The sequence below is a fragment of the Bradyrhizobium sp. STM 3562 genome, assembly GCF_045571435.1.
Lineage (GTDB): Bacteria > Pseudomonadota > Alphaproteobacteria > Rhizobiales > Xanthobacteraceae > Bradyrhizobium.
The window spans coordinates 6,613,139-6,637,052 of sequence record NZ_CP120694.1 but is presented as its reverse complement, the minus strand read 5'-3'; the positions used below and the strand labels follow the sequence as shown (position 1 = coordinate 6,637,052).

At 63.6% G+C, this 23,914-nt stretch carries 20 protein-coding genes and 1 pseudogene; 18 read left to right on the top strand and 3 right to left on the bottom strand.

The features are described 5' to 3' along the window. Positions 1–7: 7 nt before the first annotated feature. The 6 genes from P6U23_RS30545 to P6U23_RS30520 all read left to right on the top strand — a co-directional run bounded on the left by P6U23_RS30545 (position 8) and on the right by P6U23_RS30520 (position 5,807). Positions 8–1,195, top strand: a complete 1,188-nt coding sequence (locus P6U23_RS30545) for an amino acid ABC transporter permease (protein ID WP_407176091.1) — start codon at positions 8–10, stop codon at positions 1,193–1,195. Between the two features lie 2 nt (positions 1,196–1,197). Continuing rightward, entirely contained in the window at positions 1,198–2,319 is a 1,122-nt protein-coding gene (locus P6U23_RS30540; protein ID WP_407176090.1) for an amino acid ABC transporter permease, read from the top strand. Positions 2,320–2,375: 56 nt separating this feature from the next. Then, positions 2,376–2,675: a DUF1330 domain-containing protein gene (locus P6U23_RS30535; protein ID WP_407176089.1), complete on the top strand. Its 300-nt coding sequence runs from the start codon at positions 2,376–2,378 to the stop codon at positions 2,673–2,675. A gap of 252 nt (positions 2,676–2,927) precedes the next feature. Beyond that, positions 2,928–3,533, top strand: a complete 606-nt coding sequence (locus tag P6U23_RS30530; protein ID WP_407181641.1) for a class II aldolase/adducin family protein — start codon at positions 2,928–2,930, stop codon at positions 3,531–3,533. A gap of 9 nt (positions 3,534–3,542) precedes the next feature. Next, positions 3,543–5,336, top strand: coding sequence for a chloride channel protein (locus P6U23_RS30525; protein WP_407176088.1), 1,794 nt, complete (start codon positions 3,543–3,545; stop codon positions 5,334–5,336). 129 nt (positions 5,337–5,465) lie between these two features. Then, on the top strand, positions 5,466–5,807 hold the full coding sequence (locus P6U23_RS30520) for a hypothetical protein (RefSeq protein ID WP_407176087.1): 342 nt from the start codon (positions 5,466–5,468) through the stop codon (positions 5,805–5,807). A 15-nt stretch (positions 5,808–5,822) separates the two neighbouring features. Here P6U23_RS30520 and P6U23_RS30515 read toward each other — a convergent pair whose 3' ends face one another. Continuing rightward, positions 5,823–7,016 carry a urate hydroxylase PuuD gene (locus P6U23_RS30515; RefSeq protein ID WP_407176086.1) on the bottom strand — a complete coding sequence of 398 codons (1,194 nt, stop codon included), beginning with the start codon at positions 7,014–7,016 and terminating at the stop codon, positions 5,823–5,825. Positions 7,017–7,322: 306 nt separating this feature from the next. On the opposite strand from P6U23_RS30515, the gene P6U23_RS30510 reads away from it, so the two are divergent. Both P6U23_RS30510 and P6U23_RS30505 read left to right on the top strand, forming a co-directional pair. Next, positions 7,323–8,660, top strand: a complete 1,338-nt coding sequence (locus P6U23_RS30510) for a PQQ-dependent sugar dehydrogenase (RefSeq protein WP_407176085.1) — start codon at positions 7,323–7,325, stop codon at positions 8,658–8,660. 76 nt (positions 8,661–8,736) lie between these two features. Further along, on the top strand, positions 8,737–10,218 hold the full coding sequence (locus tag P6U23_RS30505; protein ID WP_407176084.1) for an amino acid permease: 1,482 nt from the start codon (positions 8,737–8,739) through the stop codon (positions 10,216–10,218). Between the two features lie 273 nt (positions 10,219–10,491). Here P6U23_RS30505 and P6U23_RS30500 read toward each other — a convergent pair whose 3' ends face one another. Then, entirely contained in the window at positions 10,492–11,292 is an 801-nt protein-coding gene (locus P6U23_RS30500; RefSeq protein ID WP_407176083.1) for an SDR family NAD(P)-dependent oxidoreductase, read from the bottom strand. Between the two features lie 216 nt (positions 11,293–11,508). On the opposite strand from P6U23_RS30500, the gene P6U23_RS30495 reads away from it, so the two are divergent. The 4 genes from P6U23_RS30495 to cyoD are packed head-to-tail and all read left to right on the top strand — an operon-like array spanning position 11,509 to position 15,365. Next, positions 11,509–12,345 (top strand): cytochrome ubiquinol oxidase subunit II, encoded by an 837-nt coding sequence (locus tag P6U23_RS30495; RefSeq protein ID WP_407176082.1) that lies wholly within the window; start codon positions 11,509–11,511, stop codon positions 12,343–12,345. Then, positions 12,335–14,341, top strand: coding sequence for a cbb3-type cytochrome c oxidase subunit I (locus P6U23_RS30490; RefSeq protein ID WP_407176081.1), 2,007 nt, complete (start codon positions 12,335–12,337; stop codon positions 14,339–14,341). Before P6U23_RS30495 ends, P6U23_RS30490 begins: the two co-directional genes overlap by 11 nt. Further along, a complete protein-coding gene (locus tag P6U23_RS30485; RefSeq protein ID WP_407176080.1) occupies positions 14,338–14,976 on the top strand; it encodes a cytochrome (ubi)quinol oxidase subunit III in 639 nt (212 codons plus the stop codon). The genes P6U23_RS30490 and P6U23_RS30485 overlap by 4 nt, the downstream gene beginning before the upstream one ends. Next, positions 14,973–15,365 carry a cytochrome o ubiquinol oxidase subunit IV gene (cyoD, locus tag P6U23_RS30480; protein WP_407176079.1) on the top strand — a complete coding sequence of 131 codons (393 nt, stop codon included), beginning with the start codon at positions 14,973–14,975 and terminating at the stop codon, positions 15,363–15,365. Before P6U23_RS30485 ends, cyoD begins: the two co-directional genes overlap by 4 nt. 89 nt (positions 15,366–15,454) lie before the next feature. Here the strand turns inward: cyoD and P6U23_RS30475 are convergent, their stop codons facing one another. Then, positions 15,455–16,168 (bottom strand): thermonuclease family protein, encoded by a 714-nt coding sequence (locus tag P6U23_RS30475; protein ID WP_407181640.1) that lies wholly within the window; start codon positions 16,166–16,168, stop codon positions 15,455–15,457. A 275-nt stretch (positions 16,169–16,443) separates the two neighbouring features. Between P6U23_RS30475 and P6U23_RS30470 the strand changes: the two are divergent. The 6 genes and pseudogenes from P6U23_RS30470 (at position 16,444) to P6U23_RS30445 (ending at position 23,827) form a co-directional block, all read left to right on the top strand. Then, positions 16,444–18,045: pseudogene (locus P6U23_RS30470) on the top strand (GMC family oxidoreductase). 7 nt (positions 18,046–18,052) lie between these two features. Next, positions 18,053–18,523 (top strand): hypothetical protein, encoded by a 471-nt coding sequence (locus P6U23_RS30465; protein WP_407176078.1) that lies wholly within the window; start codon positions 18,053–18,055, stop codon positions 18,521–18,523. An 87-nt stretch (positions 18,524–18,610) separates the two neighbouring features. Continuing rightward, entirely contained in the window at positions 18,611–19,402 is a 792-nt protein-coding gene (locus tag P6U23_RS30460; RefSeq protein WP_407176077.1) for a gluconate 2-dehydrogenase subunit 3 family protein, read from the top strand. Beyond that, a complete protein-coding gene (locus P6U23_RS30455; RefSeq protein ID WP_407176076.1) occupies positions 19,402–21,165 on the top strand; it encodes a GMC family oxidoreductase in 1,764 nt (587 codons plus the stop codon). Before P6U23_RS30460 ends, P6U23_RS30455 begins: the two co-directional genes overlap by 1 nt. Before the next feature lie 8 nt (positions 21,166–21,173). Then, entirely contained in the window at positions 21,174–22,412 is a 1,239-nt protein-coding gene (locus tag P6U23_RS30450) for a cytochrome c (RefSeq protein ID WP_407176075.1), read from the top strand. 392 nt (positions 22,413–22,804) lie between these two features. Next, positions 22,805–23,827: a S1C family serine protease gene (locus tag P6U23_RS30445; RefSeq protein WP_407176074.1), complete on the top strand. Its 1,023-nt coding sequence runs from the start codon at positions 22,805–22,807 to the stop codon at positions 23,825–23,827. Positions 23,828–23,914 lie beyond the last annotated feature (87 nt).

Below are 23,914 nucleotides of genomic sequence, written 5' to 3'. Positions count from 1 at the left end.
CTGTGCTGTGACGACCGCCACGCCCAAACTGCCGCCCCGGAAGGGCTTGCGCATCTCGCTGCGCCGCGAGGCGCTCACTGGCCTGCTCTGGCAGATCCTGGTGGTCGGGATCGCGATTGCCGTGGTGGCCTGGCTCTGGTCGAACGCCGCTCACAATCTCTCGGTGCGCCGCATCTCGACCGGCTTTGCCTTTCTCGGCCGTGAGGCCGGCATGCCGATTGCCGACACCTGGCTGTCCTACAGTCCGAAGGACACCTACCTGCGCGCCTTCATGGTCGGCATCGTCAATACGCTGCGCGTCGCGGTGATCGGGATCGTGCTCGCGACAGTGCTCGGCACGATGATCGGCATCGCGCGGCTGTCGGCCAACTGGCTGCTGTCCCGCCTGGCCGCGGTCTACGTCGAGGTACTGCGCGACGTTCCGCTGCTGCTGCAGCTCCTGTTCTGGTACGTGCTGATGCAGGGCCTTCCGGGCGCGCGCGCCGCCTGGAGACCGATCGAAGGCGTCTATCTTTCCAACCGCGGACTGATGTTGCCGTCGATCCCGATCGGAGAGGGGCAGCTTTGGTTGCTCGGCACGGCCGCGGCCGGCCTCCTCGTGTTCTATTTGCTGCGCCGTTATCTGATCGCGCGACAGATGCAGGACGGCAAGCCGCGTTACGTCTGGCCCTACGGCCTCGTTCTGGTCATCGCCGGGCCGGCTCTCGTGTCATGGGCTCTCGGCGTGTCCTGGACGGTGACATTGCCGGAGCTGCGCGGATTCAACTTCGTCGGCGGGCTGACGCTGGCGCCGGAATATTTCGCGTTGCTGATCGCGCTTGTCACCTACACGTCGGCCTTCATCGCCGAGATCGTTCGCAGCGGCATTCAGGCCGTCCCGAGGGGCCAATGGGACGCCGCGCTCGCGCTCGGCTTGCGCCGCAGCTTTGTGCTCCAGCACATTGTCCTGCCCCAGGCGCTGCGCGTCATCGTGCCGCCCATGACCAGCCAGTATCTCAATCTGACCAAGAATTCCTCGCTTGCCGTCGCAATCGGCTATCAGGACATCGTCTCGATCGCGAACACGACGCTCAACCAGACGGGACAGGCAATCGAGGCGATTGCGCTGATCATGGCGGTGTTCCTGACCATTAGCCTCGGCATCAGCCTGTTCATGAACTGGTACAACGCGCGCATCGCGCTGGTGGAGCGCTGACCATGAGCTCGGCGCTGGAAGCCCCGCGAAATCCTCGCTCGCTCGGCCAGGTGCAATCGGGCTGGGGAGCAGGGCAGCGCGCACTGCGCTGGCTGCGCGCCAATCTGTTCTCCTCGATCGCCTCGAGCATCATCACGCTGCTGCTGATCGTGCTGCTCGCCAAGGCGCTGATCAGCTTCGTGCAATGGGGCCTTTGGGATGCCGTCTGGACGGTGCCCGGCAACAACACCAGCGCGTGCCGCGCGGCGCGTGGGCTCGGCGCCTGCTGGGCTGTCATCCCCGAGAAATATCGTTTCATCCTGTTCGGCACCTATCCGTTCGACCAGCAGTGGCGGCCGGCGGCCGCGACACTGGTGTTCATCGCGCTGTTCTATGTGTCGAGCCGCCGCGGCTTCTGGCGGCGCGAGCTGGTTTATATCTGGGTGGCGGCACTGGTTCTCATCGGCGTTCTGATGTGGGGCGGCGTGCTTGGCATGCCTTTCGTCTCGCAGGACCGCTGGGGCGGTCTTCCGGTGACGCTGATCCTGGCGACCTTCGGGCTCGCCTTCGGCTTTCCGCTCGGGATCGTCGTGGCGCTGGGCCGGCGCTCAAAGCTGCCGGCGATCCGCTCGCTCTGCGTGCTTTATGTCGAGCTGATCCGCGGCGTGCCGCTGATCAGCCTGTTGTTCATGGCCAGCGTGATGTTTCCGCTGTTCATGCCTGATGGCGTTAACATCGACAAGCTCTTGCGGGCACAAATCGCGATCGTGCTCTACGCCGGCGCCTACCTTGCCGAAGTCATTCGCGGCGGCTTGCAGGCGGTGCCGCGGGGCCAGCACGAGGCCGCCGACGCGCTCGGCCTGTCCTATTGGCGGAAGCATCGCCTCATCATCCTGCCGCAGGCGATCCGCCACGTGATCCCGCCCCTGGTGAATACGTTCATCGCCTTTTTCAAGGACACCAGCCTGGTGCTGATCATCGGCATTTTCGATCTGCTCACGACCGCCAAGACCGCGATCATCGATCCGGCCTGGCAGTCGTTCAGCGTCGAGGTCTATGTTTTCGTCGGGATAATCTATTTCGCGTTCTGCTTTGCGATGTCGCGCTACAGCCGGCATCTGGAGGCGCAGGGCAGGAAGGCCTGACGGGTTGCCCGCTCTCGTCCAACTGACGACAACTTAACTATTCGATTGGAAACGTCATGGCCGTCTACATCATCGCGCAACTCAAATTCACCCGCCGCGAGCTTTACGATCGCTACCAGTCGCGCTTCTTCGACGTCTTTCGCAAGTTCAAGGGCAGAGTGGTGGTCGCCGATGAACAGCCGCAGGTGCTGGAAGGAGCCTTCGAGCGCGACAAGGTGGTCGTGCTCGAGTTTCCGGACAGTGCCGCGGCGCTGGAGTTTCAGGAGTCGCCCGAATATGTCGAGATTGCCGCGGACCGCAAAGCCGGCGCTGATGCGGTGGTGATATTGGCGCGCGGCTTCGGCCACAAATCATGACAGGCTCGAGGGCCGAAAGGAGACGGTTCGCCGTGCGTCGCACAGCATCCTGAATGGCTGATGAACGCTTCGGCTTTTTGAATTCTCGCTTGTTTTATGCGGCTTGACCCGCACCGCGTTGCACCATTATCTGCGGCAATGAGCCCCAAGATTTCCGCCTCAAAAAGGGCCCGCGGCGCGACCAAATTAGGGTATGCGATCAGCGGGGCCGAGAATGAGAAGCGGCAGGCCATCATCGATGCTTGCCGCCGGATGAATGCGCTCGGCATCAACCAGGGCACGTCAGGCAACATCAGTGTCCGTCACGGCGAGGGCATGCTGATCACGCCGACCAGCGTGCCCTACGACTGGATGACGCCGGAACAGATGGTGTTCATGACGATCGACGGCTCGTTCGCGGAAGGCCAGCGGCCTTCCAGCGAATGGCGCTTTCATCTCGACATCCTGCGCGCCCGGCCGGAAGTTCACGCGGTGGTCCACGCCCATCCGACCTATGCGACGATCCTGGCGATCATGGGTTTGGACATCCCGCCGGTCCATTACATGATCGCTGCCGCCGGCGGCGACAACATCCGTTGCGCGCCATACGCCACGTTCGGCACGCCAGAGTTGTCGGAACATGCGGTCAAGGCCCTGGAAGGCCGGCTCGCCTGCCTGCTCGACCACCACGGCATGATTGCGATCGGCCCCTCGCTCGATCGCGCGCTTTGGCTGGCCGTGGAGGTCGAGACGCTGGCGCGGCAGTATCATGGGTGCTTGCAGATCGGAAAGCCGCCGCTACTCGATAGCGATGAGATCGAACGGGTTCGGCAGAAGATGGTTGGCTACGGACATACGGACCGCAATTCGGACCAATAGGACGCCCCGGTGCTCGCACAGATCGCGCAAATCATCGATCGGAAGAGCTCGAACCGGGTGCTGACACGCCTGCGCGCGCTTCTGCGCAGCAATGAATTCTATCTGATCCCGCTGGCGCTGGTGGTCGGGGTTGTCGCCGGCGCCATCGTGACCTTGATGAGCGAGATCGCCCAGATCGCCCATGTCCTGATCTACGGCATCCCGATCGACGTGCGCCTGAGCGCGAACGCCTGGGTCAACCCGGCCACTGCCATGATCGCGCCGGCCATCGGGGGGCTCTCGCTCGGTATCATGGAATGGCTGCGGCGGCGCTGGAAGATCGCCAATGCGGTCGACCCAATCGAGGCCAACGCGCTGCGTGGCGGCCGGCTGTCGCTGCGCGACAGCATGGTGGTGAGCGGTCAGACCCTGGTCTCCAACGGCTGCGGCGCATCGGTTGGATTGGAGGCCGGTTACACCCAGATCGGCTCCGGCGCGGCCTCGCTGCTCGGGCAGGTCCTCAATTTGCGCCGCAACGACCTCCGCCTGATCGTCGGTTGCGGTGCGGCGGGCGCCATCGCGGCGGCATTCGGTGCGCCGATCACCGGCGCCTTCTACGCCTGCGAGCTGATCGTCGGGGTCTATTCGGTCGGCAGCGCCGCGCCGATCCTTGCGGCATCGTTGTCGGCGGCCCTGACCGCGCAGTATCTCGGGGGCGCGCCGTATTCGTTGGAAGTGCCCCACGTCAACAGCGTCGGCCTCGAACAATATTTGGCACTGATCGCGCTGGCCTTGATTTCCGCGGCGATCGGAATTGCCGTCATGCGCAGCTCGGTGTGGTTCGAGCGCATCTTTGCGCATCCGAAGCTGCCGGTCTGGATCCGGCCCGTGATCGGGGGCTTGTGCGTCGGCGGGCTTGCCATCGTGACGCCGCAAGTGCTGGCGGCCGGCCACGGCGCCATGGTGCTGGATCTGCATCGCGAGATGGCGATCGGCTTCATCGCCACCGTGATCGCTCTGAAGGTGATCGCCTGCCTGATTTCGCTGTCATCGGGCTTCCGCGGCGGCCTGTTCTTTGCCTCGCTGTTCGTCGGCAGCCTGCTCGGAAAGTTCTATGCCGCGGTGGTGCAGGCTTCGGGGCTGGACATCGCGGTCGATCCCCTGGTCGCCATGCTGACGGGGATGGCGACCCTGGGCGTGGCGATCGTGGGCGGTCCGCTCACGATGTCGTTCCTGGTCTTGGAGATGACGCGCAGCGTCGATGTCACCGCGGTCGTGCTGGCCGCCTGCATCGTCACCAGCATCTTCGTCCGCTTCATGTTCGGCCACTCATTCTCCACCTGGCGCCTTCATCTTCGCGGCGAGACCATCCGCAGCGCGAACGACGTGGGCTGGCTGCGCAATCTCACGGTGGAGCGCATGATGCGCGCCGACGTCGGCAAGGTCCCTAGCACCACCAGCATCGCGGCCTGCCGGCGCGAGTTCGTGCTGGGATCGCGGCCGGCGATCGTGGTGGTCAACAATTCCGATGATTATTGCGGCCTGGTGCTGCTGCCGGAGCTGTTTTCGGGCGAGCTCGATTCCATCGCGGACGAGATCCAGGTGGTGGAGCTTGCGCGTTACGCCGATGTCAGCCTATTGCCGGAAATGAACGTCAAGACCGCGATGAAGATCTTCGACGACGCCGAGGCCGAGGTGCTGGCCGTGCTGGAGTCGGAAAACAGCCGCAAGGTGATCGGCTTCCTGACGGAATCCTATGCGCGGCGCCGTTATGTCGAGGAAATCGACCAGGCCACGCGCGGCGTGCTGGGCGCGCTGTCATAGAATTGAACCGTTCAAATCCCCGAAGATGGAACCGATAACCGTCGGCCGGATTTTTTTTCGCGTGAGCCTTTGCCGCTGACTTCCCGGGCCTTTTGCGATCCGGAACGCGCTTTCGACATGGAGGAAGCTATGCTGATGCACCTTCCGATCGTCATTCTCACGGCCTTGCCCGTCAGCCCTGTTGCCGACAATGTGCCGAAATTCGACATTGCGCGCGAGTGCTCCCTGGAGGGTGGGACCGGTGCCAACCAGGACCACTGCAAGGACGATGAGAATCAGGCTCTTCAGCAGGTGCACAAGCAGTGGTCGCAGTTCACCGCGGGCGACAGGCAACGTTGCCTGTCGGAAACCACGATGGACGGCACCGGGAGCTATGTCGAGTACTTGACCTGCCTTGAGATGGCGCGCGACGCGCGAAACGCGCAAGGGGAGAGTGGAAATTCCCAAACCGTGGGAAAATCCCGCAAGTGAGTTGATGGACCGCCGTCAGCGGACGTCAGATGCGATCCAGGCCGCAAGCAGGGCGCGCTCGTCCGCCGTCATCTCCGTGACATTGCCGGGCGGCATCGCGCTCGCCCAAGCGGCATTGCGGCCGATCAGCCGGGCGTTGCGGCGGATGTGATCGGCATCGTCGAGCAAAATGCCTTTCGGCGCGGTTGTGATGCCCGCCCACACCGGCTCGGCGGCGTGGCACATGCTGCAGCGCGACAGGATGATCTCCTGGGCGTTGGCAAAGCTGGGTTCGGCCGAGACAGCGCCCGTCGTGAGCTGGCGCGGCCCGGCCGCCGACAACAATCCGATGGCGATCATTCCGACCGCGGCGACGCCCCACACCCACCATGGCGATGCGCGCCCGGCGTGCCGCTCGTTGAAGAAGTGGCGGATGATCGGACCGAGCGCGAGCACGATCGCGACAATCAGCCAGTTGTAACGCGTGGCGAACAGCAGCGGATAGTGGTTGCTGATCATCAGCACCAGGACCGGCAATGTCAGATAGTTGTTGTGGACACTGCGCTCCTTGCCAGCCTTGCCGAGCCTGGGATCAGGCGACCCTCCCGCCAAGAGCGCCGCCACGATCTTCTTCTGGTTCGGAATGATCACCAGAAAGACGTTCGCGACCATGATGGTGCCGATGATCGCGCCGATCTGGTTGAAGGCGCCGCGCCCGCTCAAGACGTGGGTAAAGGCGTAAGTCAATGCCACCAGGAAAACATAGCCGCCCAGCGCAAACGCAAGCTCATGCCTGGCGAGCCCCGAGCGACAGGCGCCTTCATAGAGCAGCCAGGCGAGCACGAGACTTGCGAAACTGAACAGGCCGGCTTGCAGCGGCGTGAGGTCGAGAACGGATTTGTCGACCAGAAACAGATCGGCATTGAAATAGTAGACCACGACCATCAGCGCGAAGCCCGACAGCCAGGTCGTATAGGCTTCCCATTTGAACCAGGTCAGTTCGTCCGGCAGCTTTGCCGGCGCGACCAGATATTTGACGATGCGATAGAAGCCGCCGCCATGGACTTGCCATGCCTCGCCCTGGACGCCGCCCGGCAGGTCAGCGCTGGGCTTCAGGCCGAGGTCGAGATGGATGAAGTAGAACGAGCTGCCGATCCATGCGATCGCGGCCACCACATGCAGCCAGCGGAAGATCAGGCTCAGCCACTCCGTCAATATGGATTCCCACATTCCCGCTTCCACATGTCTTCTTTTGCGATCGAGGCTTGCGCCCGAGATGCCTGCAAATGGGCGTTTGCGGCCCCAAACTCATCTGTTGCATCGATCGTTTTGGTTTTCCAGCGCTTCTGAGGGGCAAGCTCTGCACAGCTTTGAGGCAGTCCAAGTCATGTTTGGGCCGGCAAAAGAGCCTGCGCGACAGCGCACGGCTCACGTTTGGCCGGAGGCAAATTGATCGCGACCGACCGAACAATTTGCAATGATCCGACATTATGATCGCGAGCCATGGGCGGAAGTGCAAATGGAGGACGGCCGGTCATGCCAAAGCCCTCGCTGCGGAGCGCGGCGTTCGTCATGATGATGGCTGCATTCATCGCAGCGGCCGGCGCCGAGCCCACCGTCCTGCAAGGCAAGGACGCGTTCGGCGGTTGGCAGGCTGACAAGCCCGGGACGGTCCGCTTGATCAGGCCGCAGGATCTGCCGGCGCCCGGGGCGACGCGCTCGGTCGCCAACGTGTCGCGCGTTGTCGCAAAACCTCCCGGCGCGGAGCTGCAGGTGCCGCCCGGCTTCAAGATCGAACCGTTTGCGGCAGGCTTAAGCGGCCCGCGTACGATCAGAGTCGCGCCGAACGGCGATATCTTCGTTGCGGAGACGCGGGCCGGGCGCATTCGCGTGCTTCGTGCGGCGCACGGCCCGTCGCAGCCGATTCAGAAAGAGGTTTTCGCCAGCGGCCTCAATCGCCCGTTCGGCATTGCGTTCTTCCCCACGGGCGATGACCCGCGATGGATATACGTCGCCAACACCGATAGCGTGGTCCGCTTTCCCTATCATTTCGGCGATCTGCGCGCGACGGCACGGCCCGAAACGGTGGTGCCCAATCTCGCGCGCGGCTACGGGCATTCCACCCGCGACATCGTGTTCACGCCCGATAACAGACGCATGCTGGTCTCGGTCGGCTCTGCGGGCAATGATGGCGAGGGAATGGATACCCCGCCGGGCGGATTGGAGGCATGGATCAAGCGCCATCCACTCGGGGCGGCCTGGGGCGAGGAGACCGATCGCGCGGCGGTGCTTTCCTTTGATCCCGATGGGAAGGACCGAAAGTTGTTCGCAACGGGCATTCGCAACTGCGTCGGCCTCGCCATCCAGCCGGCGACGGGTATGCCCTGGTGCTCGACCAACGAGCGCGACGGGCTCGGCGACGATCTGGTACCGGATTACGTCACGCGCGTGCGCGAAGGGGCTTTCTATGGCTGGCCGTGGTTTTACATCGGCGGCCATCCAGATCCGCACCACGCCGGCGAACGCGATGACCTGAAGGAGAAGGTCACAATCCCCGACGTGCTGATCGAAGCGCATTCGGCCTCGATGGCCCTGACATTCTACGACGGCAACAATTTCCCATCGGAGTATCGCGGCGATGCCTTCGCGGCCGAGCATGGCTCGTGGAACAGGTCGAAGCGCACCGGCTACAAGGTGATCCGCATTCGCCTGAAGGACGGTGTGCCGAGCGGCGAGTACGAGGATTTTGTCACCGGTTTTGTCGTCAACGATCGCGAAGTTTGGGGACGCCCTGTCGGCATTGCAGTTGCGAAGGACGGCGCGCTTCTGATCGCGGAGGATGGCAACGGAACGATCTGGCGGGTCAGTCACTGAATTTGCTTGCGGGAGGCGAGCTAAAGCGGCAGTTTTCAAACGTTCGCAGCGGGGCGACTTCGAAAGGCGGGCTGATTTGGCAAAGATCTGGGCGCGGAAGTCGACGGACGAACTGGCCAAGGAAGCGGCCCATAGCGACCCCAGCAGTGAGGTTCGGCCGCTGAGGCGGACCTTGTCGGCTCTCAATCTCGTCGCGCTCGGCATTGGCGGCATCATCGGTGCCGGCATTTTTGTCCTGACCGGCCATGCCGCTGCCGCGAATGCCGGTCCCGCCGTCTCGCTGTCCTTTGTGCTGGGCGCGGTGGCCTGCGCTTTCGCCGGCCTCTGCTATGCCGAGATGTCCTCGACCGTGCCGATCAGCGGCAGCGCCTATACCTATGCCTATGCCACACTCGGCGAACTCGTCGCCTGGATCATCGGCTGGGACCTGATCCTCGAATATGCCGTCGGCGCCATTGCGGTGGCGATCGGATGGTCCGGCTATGCCGTCAGCTTCGCCAGGGATTTTGGGGTGAACATTCCCCCCGAATTTGCCTCGTCCCCGCTGGTCTACGACTCCAGCCGCCATGCCTGGTCGGCGACCGGCGCCATTGTCAACGCGCCGGCCGTGGCGATCGTCGTCGTCGTCACCTGGCTGCTCGTGATCGGCATCAGGGAATCGGCGCGGTTCAACAATTTCATCGTCGCGGTGAAGCTTACGGTGATTTTTCTCTTCATCATCTTTTGCGCGCCGCATTTCAGCACGTCGAACTGGATCACAGCGAGCAATCCGCAGGGCTACTTCATCCCGCCGAATGCGGGCCAGGGCGTCTATGGCTGGTCGGGCGTGATCCGCGGCGCTGCCGTGGTGTTCTTCGCCTATATCGGTTTCGATGCGGTCTCCACCGCAGCGCAGGAAGCAAACGCACCAAACCGCGACATGCCGATCGGCATTTTGGGCTCGCTCGTCGTGTGCACCATCCTTTATGTCGCGGTCGGTGTCGTGCTGACGGGGATCGTGCCCTTCGATCGGCTGAACGTGCCGGACCCCATTGCGGTCGGCATCGACAATGCCGGCGTCGGCTGGCTCGCGCCGCTGATCAAGCTCGGCATCGTCTTCGGCCTGACCTCGGTCATTCTGGTGCTGCTGCTCGGGCAACCCCGCATCTTCCGCGCCATGGCCTATGACGGGCTGCTGCCGTCGGCCGCGGCCAGAATCCATCCGCGCTTCCACACTCCCCATGTGGCGACCATCGCTTCCGGCGCCGTCGTTGCCGTTCTCGCCGGGCTGTTGCCGATCGGGCTGGTCGGCGAACTCGTCAGCATCGGGACGCTGTTTGCGTTTGCGGTGGTATCGATCGGCACGCTGGTGCTGCGCATCGTCGATCCCGAATTGAATCGGCCGTTCAGGGCGCCCGCGATCTGGATCGTGGCGCCCTTGGGCGCAGCCACCGCGATCTTCCTGATGTTTGGTCTGCCGGTCGACACCTGGGTGCGGCTCGCCATCTGGCTCGTGATCGGGCTTGTGATCTATTTCGGCTACGGCGCAAAGCGCAGCCGCCTCGCGCTCGCGGGATAGGACACCGAGAGGCGCCAAACCTCCGCCGTGCGAGCCAACGGGTCGCGCGAACGCGCCCCCGATGACAGGCTCCCCGAAGCATTCCAGAGTCCCGTTCGTCATTCCGGGGCGCCTCGACAGAGGCGAACCCGGAATATCGAGGTTCCGGGTTCACGCTAACGCGCGCCCCGGAACGACATGTTGGGCGACGCTGGATCACTTCCCTCGCAATGGCGGCGGAGCTTGGGCGCGCGCCCGCCGTTTCCCTCAGCGCGACTGCCCTGATCGCCCGGCCTATCCCCGTCGCACGCTGGCGCCACCATCAACCGGCAGCGTCACGCCGGTGATGAAATTGGCCTCGTCGGACGCCAGAAACAGCGCGGCGTTGGCGACATCCCAGGCGGTGCCCATTTTGTGCCGCAGCGGCACCTTGCTGTCGCGCTCGGCGGCGATCTCCGCGCGGCTTTTGCCAAATTCGCGGGCACGCGTGTCGACTGCCATTGGCGTGTCCATCAAGCCGGGAAGGATGACATTGGCGCGAATGCCGTACTCGGCGTTCTGGTAAGCGAGCTGCTCGGTGAATGCGATCATCGCCGACTTGGTCGCCTTGTAGGCGACGTAAGGATAGGTCGTGATCGCCGCCATCGAGGAGATGTTGATGATGGCGCCGCTCTTCTGCTGCCGCATGATCGGGATCACATGTTTGGCGGCGAGGATACAACTCTTCAGGTTGATCGCCACACAGCGGTCGAATGCGTCTTCGGTGATCGCCAGCAATTCGGCATCGCCTCCGGCGAGGCTGACGCCGACATTATTGTGAAGCACGTCGACGCGGCCCCAACGGCCCAGCGCATCCGCCGCCATCGCCTTGATCTCGACCTCCTTTGTCACGTCGGCCCTGAACGCGGCTGCCGTTCCGCCCTTCGCCGCGATCATATCGACCGTCTCCTGAGCAGAGGCGAGATTGTGATCGACGCACAACACTTTGGCGCCCTCGCGCGCAAAGGTGAGTGCGGTGGCGCGGCCGTTGCCGATACCTTCACCAGGGCTTTGCCCGGCGCCGATAATGATGGCGACGCGATCCTTCAGGCGCATGTCACTTCGCTCCCTTCGGCAGTTTTTTTCCTTTATAGCAGGGCACGTTAGCAGCGTGACGGCTGGAAGTTAAGCGCGCGAGCGACCGCTGCTGCGGCATGACGGATCGTGCGAATTTGATATCGGGGGGGCGAGGCCGACCGTAGGCTGCAGAAGGCTTCTTTGGAACCACACCTGACGCGGCGCGTTTTGGGTTGGCCGAAGGGGAAGCGCGGAATGAATATCCTCGAGCCGCAAGGTCCGATTGCAGCCGCCAACAGCACCATTCTGATCGATTCCATCGCGATCATGTTGGCGATTGTGGTGCCGACGATCGTCGCCATTCTCGCTTTCGCGTTCTACTTTCGCCAGTCAAATCACCGCGCATTCTATCTTCCGGATTTCGCCTATTCCGGCCGCCTTGAACTCGTTGTCTGGTCGATACCTGCGCTCACCATCATTCTGCTCGGCGGCGTGGCCTGGATCGGCTCGCACCAGTTGGATCCGAGGGTCCCTGTCGCGGGCACCGGAAGTCCCGTCCGGATCCAGGTCGTCTCGCTCGATTGGAAGTGGCTCTTCATCTATCCGGACCAGCGCATTGCAACCGTCAACAGCCTGACCGTTCCGGTCGGCGCGCCGCTCGAGCTTCAGCTCACCTCATCGAGCGTGATGAACGTGTTTTTCATCCCGCAGCTCGGCAGCATGATCTACACCATGAACGGCATGGTCACGCGCCTCAACCTGCGCGCCGATCAGGAGGGCGATCTCCAGGGCCTCTCCGCGCATTTCAGCGGTGACGGCTTTCCAAATATGCTGTTCGACGTTCACGTCATCTCCCCGCTCGACTTTCCGAACTGGGTCGCGGCGACCGCGCGAAGCGGCAATGTGCTGAACGAGGACAGCTACAAGAAACTGGCGGAGCAGTCGATCGAAACCGGCCGGCCGACCTATCGTCTGGATGATCCGAGGCTGTTCGACGACATTGCAACGCTACGCATCCCGCCGGGACCGGGACCGCAATTGACCAGCAGCAATTTGGCGAGACCGCAAACCGGAGTGGGCAATGTTCGGTAAGCTGACTTTGCAGGCGATTCCGCTCGATCAGCCGATCCCGCTGATTGTGGGCGCCGTGGTGCTGGTGGTCATCCTGGCGGTGCTCGCCTGGATCGTCATCGCCGGTCATCTGCCGTATCTCTGGCATGAATGGATCACCAGCGTCGATCACAAGCGGATCGGCGTCATGTACACGCTGCTTGCGCTGGTGATGCTGCTGCGCGGCGGCAGCGACGCCATCATGATGCGGGCGCAGCAGGCGATCGCATATCGGTCCGATGGCTATCTGCCGCCCGAGCATTTCAACCAGATATTCTCCGCCCACGGCACCATCATGATCTTCTTCGTTGGCATGCCGTTCGTGATCGGGCTGATGAACCTCGTGGTGCCGCTGCAACTCGGCGTGCGTGACGTCGCGTTTCCGACGCTGAACTCGGTGGGCTTCTGGCTCACAGCCACAGGCGCGCTCCTGGTCAACATCTCTCTCGTCGTCGGGGAATTCGCGCGCACGGGCTGGCTTCCCTATCCTCCGCTCTCGGAATTGAGGTACACGCCCGGCGTCGGGGTCGACTATTATCTCTGGTCATTGCTGATCTCGGGCGTCGGCACGCTTGTCGCAGGCATCAACCTGGTCACCACGGTACTCAAGCTGCGCACCAAGGGCATGACCTATCTGCGCATGCCGATGTTCTGCTGGACCACGCTTGCGTCGAATCTGTTGATCATTGCGGCGTTCCCGATCCTGACCGCGACGCTGACGATGCTCATGCTGGACCGTTATTTCGGCTTCCATTTCTTCACCAACGAGGCCGGCGGCAACGTGATGATGTTCATGAACCTGATCTGGGCATGGGGTCATCCGGAGGTCTACATCCTCGTCCTGCCCGCCTTCGGCATCTTCTCCGAAATCGTCCCCACCTTCTCCTGCAAGCCGCTGTTCGGCTATCGTTCAATGGTGCTTGCAACAATGGCGATCTGCATCATTTCGTTCATGGTTTGGCTGCACCATTTCTTCACGATGGGCGCCGGTCCGAACGTGAACGCGATCTTCGGAATTGCCAGCATGATCATTGCGGTGCCTACGGGCGTGAAGATCTACAATTGGCTGTTCACGATGTATGGCGGCCGCGTTCGGTTCGAGACGCCGATGCTGTGGTCGGTCGGCTTCATGGTGACCTTCATCATCGGCGGCCTCACCGGCGTTCTGGTCGCGGTGCCGCCTGCGGACTTCCTGTTGCACAACAGTCTGTTCCTGGTTGCGCATTTCCACAACGTCATCATCGGCGGCGTGCTGTTCGGCGCGTTCGCCGGGTACACCTACTGGTTTCCGAAAGCCTTCGGCTTCCGCCTGCACGAGGGCCTTGGCAAGACCGCGTTCTGGTTCACTTTCATCGGCTTCTGGGTCACGTTCATCCCGCTCTATGCGGCGGGCATCCTGGGCATGACGCGACGCATGCAGCACTACGATGTTGCGGCGTGGCGGCCATGGATGATTGCCGCGGGCATCGGCACCATCTTGATGACAATCGGCGTTCTCGCTCAGGTCCTGCAGCTTGCTGTCAGCATTCGTCGTCGCGAAGAGTTGCGCGACCTGACGGGCGATCCCTGGGACGGACGATCGCTGGAATGGGCGACATCGTCGCCACCGCCCGTGTTCAATTTTGCCATCCCGCCGGATGTTCGTGGCGAGGATGCTTATTGGCTGATCAAGGCCCATGCGAAGCAGCAGCAGACCGCCGAGCACGAGGAACGCGAGTACACGGACATCGAAATGCCGCGCAACTCGCCGACCGGATTCGTCTGCGCCTTCTTCGCGACCATCATGGGATTCGCGCTGATCTGGAATATCTGGTGGATGGTCGCGCTCGGCGGCGTCGGCGCGTTCGCGACCTTTGTTGCCTTCGCCTGGCGCGACCATGAGGAATACGTCATTCCCGCCGCGGAGGTCGCCCGGATCGATCGCGCCATTCTGGCGGAACGGCGGGCCGCAATGAACCTCACGGAGGCTGCGGCATGAGCGACGCGGCACTGGCCTACGCTCACGGCGATCCTCACCATATTCGTGTGGCCGCGGTCCACGAGGGGCCGGCGCCCAAGCGCATCGTCACCGCCTATGGCTTCTGGATTTTCCTGCTCAGCGACATCGTGATGTTCTCGTGCTTCTTCGCGGCCTATGCGGTGCTGCTAGGGCAGACCGCGGGCGGGCCGACGGGCGCAGAACTGTTCGACCTCAGAAGCGTCGCGGCCGAGACGGCGTTTCTATTGATATCGAGCTTCGTGTGCGGGCTCGCTATGATCGCCGCAGACGTGCGCAACGCGTTCTGGTTCCAGGCGGGCATGGCGGTGACCTGCCTGTTCGGGCTCGGCTTTCTTGCGCTGGAGGCACGCGAATTTGCCGACCTCGTCTCGCGCGATGCAGGTCCGACGCGCAGCGCGTTTCTCACCGCCTTCTTCACCTTGGTCGGCTGCCATGGCGCGCATGTCTCGGCGGGCATTCTCTGGCTGCTGACCATGATGGCACAGGTTTTTGCCAAGGGCTTTCGCGCCGACATCATGCGCCGCCTGGTTTGCTTCGCGCTGTTCTGGCATGCGCTTGACATCATCTGGGTCGCGATCTTCTCTGTCGTCTATCTCATCGGGAGTGCCGCATGAGCGATCAGAGTCACGACTTGCATCATCCGGCCGACCTTGCGCCCGGCGAGGAAGAGGAAGTCCGCATCGGTCCGCGGCTGCTCGGATATGTCGTGGGTCTCGGCCTTGCGATCCTGCTGACCGCAACCTCCTTCTTTGTCGCCGGTACGAACCTCGTCTGGCAGCCCTCGATTCCCGTGGCGCTCGTCGTGCTGGCGATCGCCCAGATGGGCGTGCATCTCGTGTTCTTCCTGCACATCACCACGGGGCCCGACAACACCAACAACGTGATGGCGCTCGCCTTCGGGCTGTTGATCGTATTCCTGGTGATCGGCGGATCGCTCTGGATCATGAGCAACCTCAACCAGAACATGCCGCCGATGGATCAGATCATGCAGATGCAGCGCTGATTTGTTCACCTCTCCCTCAGGAGAGGTGATGTACCGTCGATGCGGCAGCAGCTCGAATCTCGTCATGCGTCAGCCCGGGTTCGTTTCGCTCACTTGCCGCGACTGGCGCGGCAGTTGTAGGCGCGGCGGAAGCCGGCGGCCCGCGCGTCATCCTCCGAGCAGAACCAGCGATCGGGCCTGGTCAGGCCGGCATAGCTGCTGCAGCCCCGCAAATGATAGATCCCGAGATTGCCGGTCACGCGTGCGCGGACCGCGAACTTGCCCTTGATGCTGCAGCTTGGAGGCATGGCGGGATCCTCCGGAAACAGGATGGCGCGGATTTCGCGGTCGCGGTCGGCGCGGCATGCTGCGCCTAGGAGCGCGCTGTCCTTCTTGCCGGTGCGAAAATCCTGCGGCGCGACGAAACAGCCTTTCCAAAGGCCTTTGTTGTCGGCCCTGGCGGCCGCGGCATCATCGTTCAGATGCAGCCTCATCGCCGGCTCGATGCTCGCGGCGAGACCCTCGCGCACGAGCTGCTGGTTGAGGCTCGCCGTATCGCCGTCCACGCGGCAGATGCCGGCGCGCCTGGTCCTGAAGGTCTTGTCGGGTCCCAGATCGTCGCAATGGACGGCGCGTCCGGCGATCAACTTCGACAGGCGGTCGCGCGCATCGATGCCGCAGCTCCAGGGATCGGCATGGTCGTCGATGCACATCTGGTCGAGCTCGGGCGCATCGACGCCATCGAGGTGATAGGTGACGTCCCCAACTTGGATGGTGTCGCCGTCCCGAACCATGACGGTCGCGGCGTGTGCCGGGCCGAGCATGAGAGCAAGAAGGATGAAGACCGACCAGATCGGAAAAAGCGGGTTATGTCGTCGCATGACCGGAAGCGCGGGGGAGGGATTTCGCCGGACAACGGCATGTCACAAAACTGCGCGCCTTGCACGCATGCTTCGCATGGATGTCCCCGCTTTCCGGTGGCTTTACTCGCCGCCTGGTCTGATCCTATCGTCTAGTCTGCCGGGGTGGCCCGTGAGGCCGCCGGCGGGGGGCCGATCGCCCGCAAGTGGCGGCGGCCTGCGGGAGTGAAACGTCTGAAATGAACGATCCTGTCGACGTTCTGATCATCGGCGCCGGCGCGTCCGGCGCCGCGGTCGCCTGGAGTCTGGCCGAGACCAGGATGCACATCCTCTGTCTGGAGCAGGGCGGCTGGATGAATCCGGCCGCCTATCCTTCCACCGGGCGGGATTGGGAGGCGCGCTTTTACGGCGACTATTCGCCGAGCCCCAATATCCGCGCCCGCCCCGAGGACTATCCGATCAACGACGACAACTCGCCGATCAAGGTGGTGAACTTCAACGGCGTCGGCGGCTCGACCGTCATGTACACGGCGCATTTCCCGCGCCTGCATCCTTCCGATTTTCGCGTCAAGACGCTGGACGGCGTCGCCGACGACTGGCCGATCGATTACGGGACGCTTGCGCCGTTCTTCGCCGAGAACGACCGCATGATGGGCGTCTCCGGTCTCGCTGGCGATCCCGCTTTTCCGCAGCGCGAGCCGCCGCCGATGCCGCCTTTGCCGCTCGGCAAATCCGGCGTGCTGTTGGCCAAGGCGATGAACAAGCTCGGCTGGCACTGATGGCCGTCGGATACGACGGTTGCCACGCTCGATTACGAGGGCCGGGCGCGTTGCATCAATCTCGGCCATTGCACGCCCGGCTGCGCGCAAGGCGCCAAGGCGTCCACCGACATCACCTATTGGCCCGCCGCGCTGCGCGCCGGCGTCGAGCTGCGCACGCATTGCCGGGTGCGCGAGATCACCACCAACGAGCATGGCATGGCGTCCGGCGTCGTCTATTACGACAAGGATGGCGTCGAGCAATTCCAGCCGGCCGAAGTTGTCGTGATCGCCTGCAACGGCATCGGCACGCCGCGTCTGTTGCTCAATTCCGCTTCCAGGCGCTTTCCCAACGGCCTTGCGAACGCGTCAGGGCTCGTCGGCAAGAACCTGATGTTTCACCCCTATGCCCAGGTCTACGGCTATGTCGAGGAGGAAACCGACAGCAACCGCGCGCCGCCGACCTGCCTGTGGAGCAAGGAATTCTACGAGACCGACCTCTCGCGCGGCTTTGTCCGCGGCTACGCGATCCAGTTTGGTCGCGGCGCCGGTCCCATCATGGAAGCGGTCATGAGCGAGGCCAAGGGCGTCCTGCCCTGGGGCGCCGATCATCACCGCGTCTTTCGCAAGCTCAACGGCCATCGGCTGGCGCTGGCCGCGATCTGCGAGGATCTGCCGGAGGAGCATAATCGCGTGACGCTGGATCCCGTGCTGAAGGACAGCCACGGCATTCCGGCGCCGCGCGTGGATTACACGATCAGCGAGAACAGCGCGAAGATGATGGAGCACGGCATCGCGCGCGCCAGGGAGATTCTGGCCGCGGCCGGTGCGACCGACATCTGCGTCAGCAGTCCGATCCTTTACGGCGGCTGGCATCTGCTCGGCACCGCGCGGATGGGCACGGACCCCGAACGTTCCGTGGTGAACGAATGGGGCCGCTCGCATGACGTGAAAAATCTGTTCATCGTCGATGGCAGCGTATTCGTCACCTCCGGCGGCGTGAATCCGACCTCCACCATCCAGGCGATTGCACTCTACATCGCCGACCAGATGAAACAGCGCCTCGCCAACCTGTTTGATTGAGACCGCAATGAGCATCGTCGAGACCAGAGCAACAGCCGAGAGCGGCCTCACTCCCGCACAGCGCGACGACCTGCGCGTCATCGCCGCCACGATGATCCCGGCGAGCGCCGAATATGGCGTCCCCGGCGCCGACGATCCTGCCATTCAGGCCGATATCCTGGCGACGCTCGGCCGCGATACGATGCGCGTTCGCGAGGCGCTCGATCGCATCGCGCGGCTCGCAGGCTCCCCGCTTGCTGCTCTCGATCCAATCAGGCGCGATGCGGTGGCGAAGGAGTTTCGTGCGAGCGGAGGCGTTGCGGCGGCAACGCTCGTCCGCGTTGTATTGCAGTGCTACTACCGCGACGATCGCGTGCTGCGCTCGTTGGGACTGGAACAGCGGCCGCCTTTTCCGAAAGGCCATGCGTTGGAGCAGGGCGACTGGTCGCTGCTGGAACCGGTGAAGGCCAAGCCGCCGATGTGGCGCAGAGCGCCATGAGCGATTTGCATTAGAACGAGTACAGATTTCTTTACGAATCTGTCTAAAGAAGCTCTCACCGGGCACTGGGGTTCGGCTGAGGGTACGATGACAGATATGAATGGTCGTTTGCCGCGGGGCGGAGATGCCGCCGCGGCGGCGAAGCGTAAGCACGCTGGCGTAACGCGCCGGAGTCTGCTCGCAAGCGCAGCGCTCTTGTTTACCGCAAGCGGTGCCGGGGCAGGGGTGGTCACAAAAGTGCTGCCCTGGAAGCCGAACGAGGCTTATCCGGTGACGCCGGTCGTTCCCGGCGGATATCTGTTCTTCACAGCTCAAGAGGCCGCGATCGTCGATGCCTTCGTCGAGCGCCTGATCCCGACCGATGATCTCGGTGCGGGCGCCAAAGATGCAGGCGTAACCACCTTCATCGACCGGCAGTTGACCGGCCCCTACGGCGGTCACGACTGGCTCTATATGCAGGGGCCGTTCTCCGACAAGCCGTTGCCGAGCCAAGGCCTGCAGTCGCCGCTGACGCCGCGTCAGCAATATCGCTCGGGGCTCGCGGCGCTGGAGGCCTATTGCAAGGCGAATTATGGCGGGCGCGGTTTTGTGGAGCTCAAGGGGGACGAGCAGGACAAGCTGATCGGCGCGATGGAAAAGGGCGAAGCCCAGTTCCAGGGCTTCAGCAGCCGGATGCTGTTCTCGGCGATCTATGCCAACACGATGGAAGGCTATTTCGCCGACCCGATCTATGGCGGCAATCGCGACATGGTCGGCTGGAAGCTCGTCGGCTTTCCGGGCGCGCGTTACGATTTCCGCGACGTGATGGCAAAGCCCAACCAGGCTTATACGCTGCCGCCCGTCGGCCTGCAGGGCCGCGCGGCCTGGGGAGGACGCTGATGGCTCGCCGTCTCCCCCGCAAGGATGTCGTCATCGTCGGTCTCGGCTGGACCGGATCGATCCTGGCTTACGAGCTCTCGCGCACCGGACTTGAAGTCGTCGCGATCGAGCGCGGCCCGTGGCGCGACACCGCCACCGACTTCAACATCGGCACCGCGCCGGACGAATTGCGTTACGGCGTCCGCCACGACGTCTTCCTCCGCCCGCGGCAGGAAACGTTGACGATGCGCAACAACCCCTCGCAGACGGCGCTGCCGATCCGCAAATGGGGCAGCTTTCTCCCCGGCAACGGCGTCGGTGGCGCCGGCGTGCATTGGAACGGCCAGACCTGGCGCTTCCTGCCCGACGATTTCCGCATCCGCAGCCACATGATCGAGCGCTACGGCGAGAAGATCCTGCCTGAAGGCAATCACATCCAGGATTGGCCGGTCTCCTACGACGAGCTCGAGCCCTACTATGACAAGTTCGAGCGGGTCTTGGGCATTTCCGGCAAGGCCGGCAATCTCAAGGGCAAGATCCAGCCCGGCGGCAATCCGTTCGAGGGCGCGCGCTCGAACGAGTATCCGACGCCGCCAATGACACAGGGCTATGCGCAGGAGCTGTTCACGAAGGCTGCGACCAGCCTCGGGCTGCATCCGTTTCCGCGGCCCTCGGCGAACATCTCGGTGGCCTACACCAACCCTTACGGCTGCACCATGGCGCCTTGCACCTATTGCGGCTTCTGCGAGCGGTTCGGCTGCGCGAATTATTCGAAATCCTCGCCGCAGACCTGCGTGCTGCCGGCGTTGGTCCGCGAGCCGACGTTCGAGGCCCGCACCGAGTGCGAAGTGACGAAAGTGAACCTTTCGGGCGACGGCAAGACGGCGACCGGCGTCACCTATGTCGATGCCAACGGCGAGGAATGGGAGCAGCCGGCCGATCTGGTGCTGGTGTGCGCGTTCAGCCTGTTCAACGTGCGGCTTTTGCTGTTGTCGGGCATCGGCAAGCCCTACGATCCGGTCAGGGATGAAGGCGTGGTCGGCCGCAACTACGCCTATCAGACCGGGTCCGGCGCGACCGGCTTTTTCGCCGACGTGAAGTTCAATCCGTTCGCCGCCGCCGGTTCGCTCGGCGCCGCGCTGGATGACTACAACAGCGACAATTTCGATCACGGCCCGCACGGCTTTGTCGGCGGCGCCAGCATCACCTGCGCCTACACCAACGGACGGCCGATCCTCTATCACCCGACGCCGAAGGGCACGCCCACCTGGGGCAGCACCTGGAAGAAGGCCGTCCATGAAAATTATCAAAAGGTCACCAATGTCGGCGCGCAAGGCAGCGTCATGAGCTATCGCAACAACTATCTCGACCTCGATCCGACCTATAAGGATCCGCTCGGTCGGCCGCTGATGCGCATGACGTTCGATTATCAGGACAACGAGCGCAAGATGGCGAATTGGATGGCCGAGCGCTGCGAGGAGATTGCGAAAGCGATGGGCGCCAAGACGACCCAGATCAATCGCCTGAATGGTCCCTGGTCGGTGATTCCTTACCAGACCACGCACAACACCGGCGGGGCCGTGTTCGGCAACGATCCCAAGACCAGCGTGCTCAACCGTTATCTGCAGTCCTGGGACGTCCATAATGTCTTCGTGATGGGCGCGTCCGCTTTTCCGCAGAACGCGGGCTACAATCCGACGGGCACCGTCGGCGCGCTGACCTATTGGGCGCTGGACGCGATCTTCGATTACCTGAAATCGCCGCGCGCGCTGGTGCAGTCATGAGGCGCGTCGTGAACGGTGGATGGGCGCGGCTGCGCCACGCTCTGCTGCTGCTGCCGCTGCTTGCAAGCGGAGCAGCCGCTGAACCCGATAATTACGTCGAGATCGCCCGCGGCAAGGCGCTGGCGACCGCCGGAGACTGCATCACCTGCCACACGGCCAGCGGCGGTGCGCCGTTCGCGGGCGGGCTTGCGCTGCAGACGCCGTTCGGCGCGATCATGACGCCGAACATCACCCCTGACAGCGTGACCGGCATCGGGAGCTGGTCAGCGGACGATTTCGCCCGTGCGATGCATGAGGGCAGGCGGCCCGGCGGCGCCTATCTCTATCCGGCCTTTCCCTATCCCTATTACAGCAAGGTGACACGCGCCGACTTGGACGCGATCTACGCTTACTTGCGGACGCTTGCGCCAGTCACGAACGCCGTGAACCGCAGCACGCTGCCGTTTCCCTTCAGCATCCGCGAGTCGATGCTGGGATGGAACAGGCTGTTCTTTACGCCGGGCGTCTTCGTGCCGGATCCGAAACGCTCGGACGAATACAATCGCGGCGCCTATCTCGTCGAAGGCCTCGGCCATTGCGGCGCCTGCCACACGCCGCTCAATTCGTTCGGCGCAGCCAAGGCCGACCGCTATCTCGAAGGGAGCCAGATCGACAACTGGACCGCGCCCAACATCACCAATGATATGCACACGGGTCTGGGCAAATGGTCGGTCGACGACATCGTGCACTATCTGAAGACCGGACAGACTGCGACAACGCTCGCCAGCGGGCCGATGAAGGACGTGATCGAGAATTCGACATCGAAGATGCCGGATGCCGATCTCCGCGCTATCGCGGTCTATTTGAAGGAGCGCGGCGCCGCAGGCTCTCCGCCGCCCGCGCCGCTCTCCGCCTCCGATCCGCGCATGCAGGCGGGCGAAGCGATCTTTGCCGATACCTGCTCGGCCTGCCACACCAGCAATGGCGGCGGCGTCGAACATATCTTCCCCAAGCTCGCCGGCAATGCCATCGCCACGCAGGACGATCCGGCATCGCTGATCCGCATTATCATCGCGGGCGGGCGCGCGGCGGCGACGAACGAGCGGCCGACAGGGCCTGCGATGCCTTCGCTCGGCTTCCGCCTCAATGATGCGCAGGTCGCCGCCGTCGTGACCTACGTCCGCAATTCCTGGGGTAATGCCGCATCGCCGGTGACGGCCGACACCGTCAAGGCTCTGCGTAACCGCGTGACCGGCGCCGCGGACTGAAGCGGGATGATGATCGGTCAATCGGGCCGCGAACTCGGTCGACCTCTCCCCAGCGGGGAGAGGTCGGATTGCATCGTCAGATGCAATCCGGGTGAGGGGCCGCAGCTCTCACGAGACCGTAACCCCTCACCCGATTTGCTGCGCATCACCTCTCCCCAGCGGGGAGAGGTCGGATTACATCGTCAGATGTAATCCGGGTGAGGGCGCTGCTCTCTCGAGGGACCGTAACCCCTCACCCGGATCGCATCATTCGATGCGATCCGACCTCTCCCAATGGGAGAGGTGAATCGCTGCAGCGATTGCTTGATCTCATCCCGCTCCAGAGGCCCCCGCGGCCGGCCTTGCGCAGCGCCCGCTGGATGACCATCTGACATGGCCTTGAGGAACCTGCCATGTTGGATTTTACCTCCGATACCTTCGATCACGGCCTGTCATCGAAGGCGACCGAACAAACACCCGTCGACGACCAGATCCTGCTGGATGCCTACTCCAACGCCGTGATCGGCGTGACGGAGCGGGTCGGCCCGGCCGTGGTCCGCGTCGAGACGGGGCCGAAAGTGCGCACTCCGGGCGAGCGCGGCGGGCTCGGCTCAGGCATTGTGATTTCGCCTGATGGACTCGTGCTGACCAACAGCCATGTCGTGGGATCGGCGAAGGAGATTCGCCTCCGCGATATCGAGGGCGTTGTCACCGACGCGCGTGTGCTGGGCGTCGATCCCGACACCGATCTGGCGCTGCTCCGCGCCAACGGCGCGCGTGACCTGCGCTACGCCGCGCTCGGCAATTCCAAGACGCTGCGCCGCGGCCAGCTCGTGGTCGCGATCGGCAATCCGCTCGGCTTTGAATCGACAGTCACCGCGGGCGTCGTCTCCGCGCTCGGCCGTTCGATCCGCTCGGTCTCGGGGCGTACCATCGAGGACGTGATCCAGACCGACGCCGCGCTCAACCCGGGCAACTCCGGCGGGCCGCTGGTCTCGTCGAAAGCCGAGGTGATCGGCATCAACACCGCTATCATCAACGGCGCGCAAGGCATCTGCTTTGCGGTTGCCTCCAACACCGCGCAATTCGTGCTGTCCGAGATCATTCGGCACGGCTACGTCCGGCGCGCCTATATCGGCGTCTCCGGCCAGACCGCGCCGATCCCGCGCCGGCACGCGGTGCTCGCCGGCGTCGACAACAAGATGGGCGCGCTGGTCGCGCAGATCGAGCCGGACGGGCCGGCGGCCAAGGCCGGGCTTCTGCCGGGTGACGTCGTGATCAAGCTCGATGGCGTCGAGATCAACGGCGTCGACGACCTGATCCGCGTGCTCGACCGCGACCGCATCGGCCGTACGCTCGCCATGGACGTGCTGCGCATGGGGCGGCTGCGGGCGATCGATATCCATCCCGTGGAGCGCAAGCCGGCGGGGCGGTAAGGCGTCCGATTGCTTCTGGCGATAGCAATGAGTCGCGCGAACGCGCCCAATGAGGGGCTTTGCATCGTCGAGGGCAGGCCCGAAAAG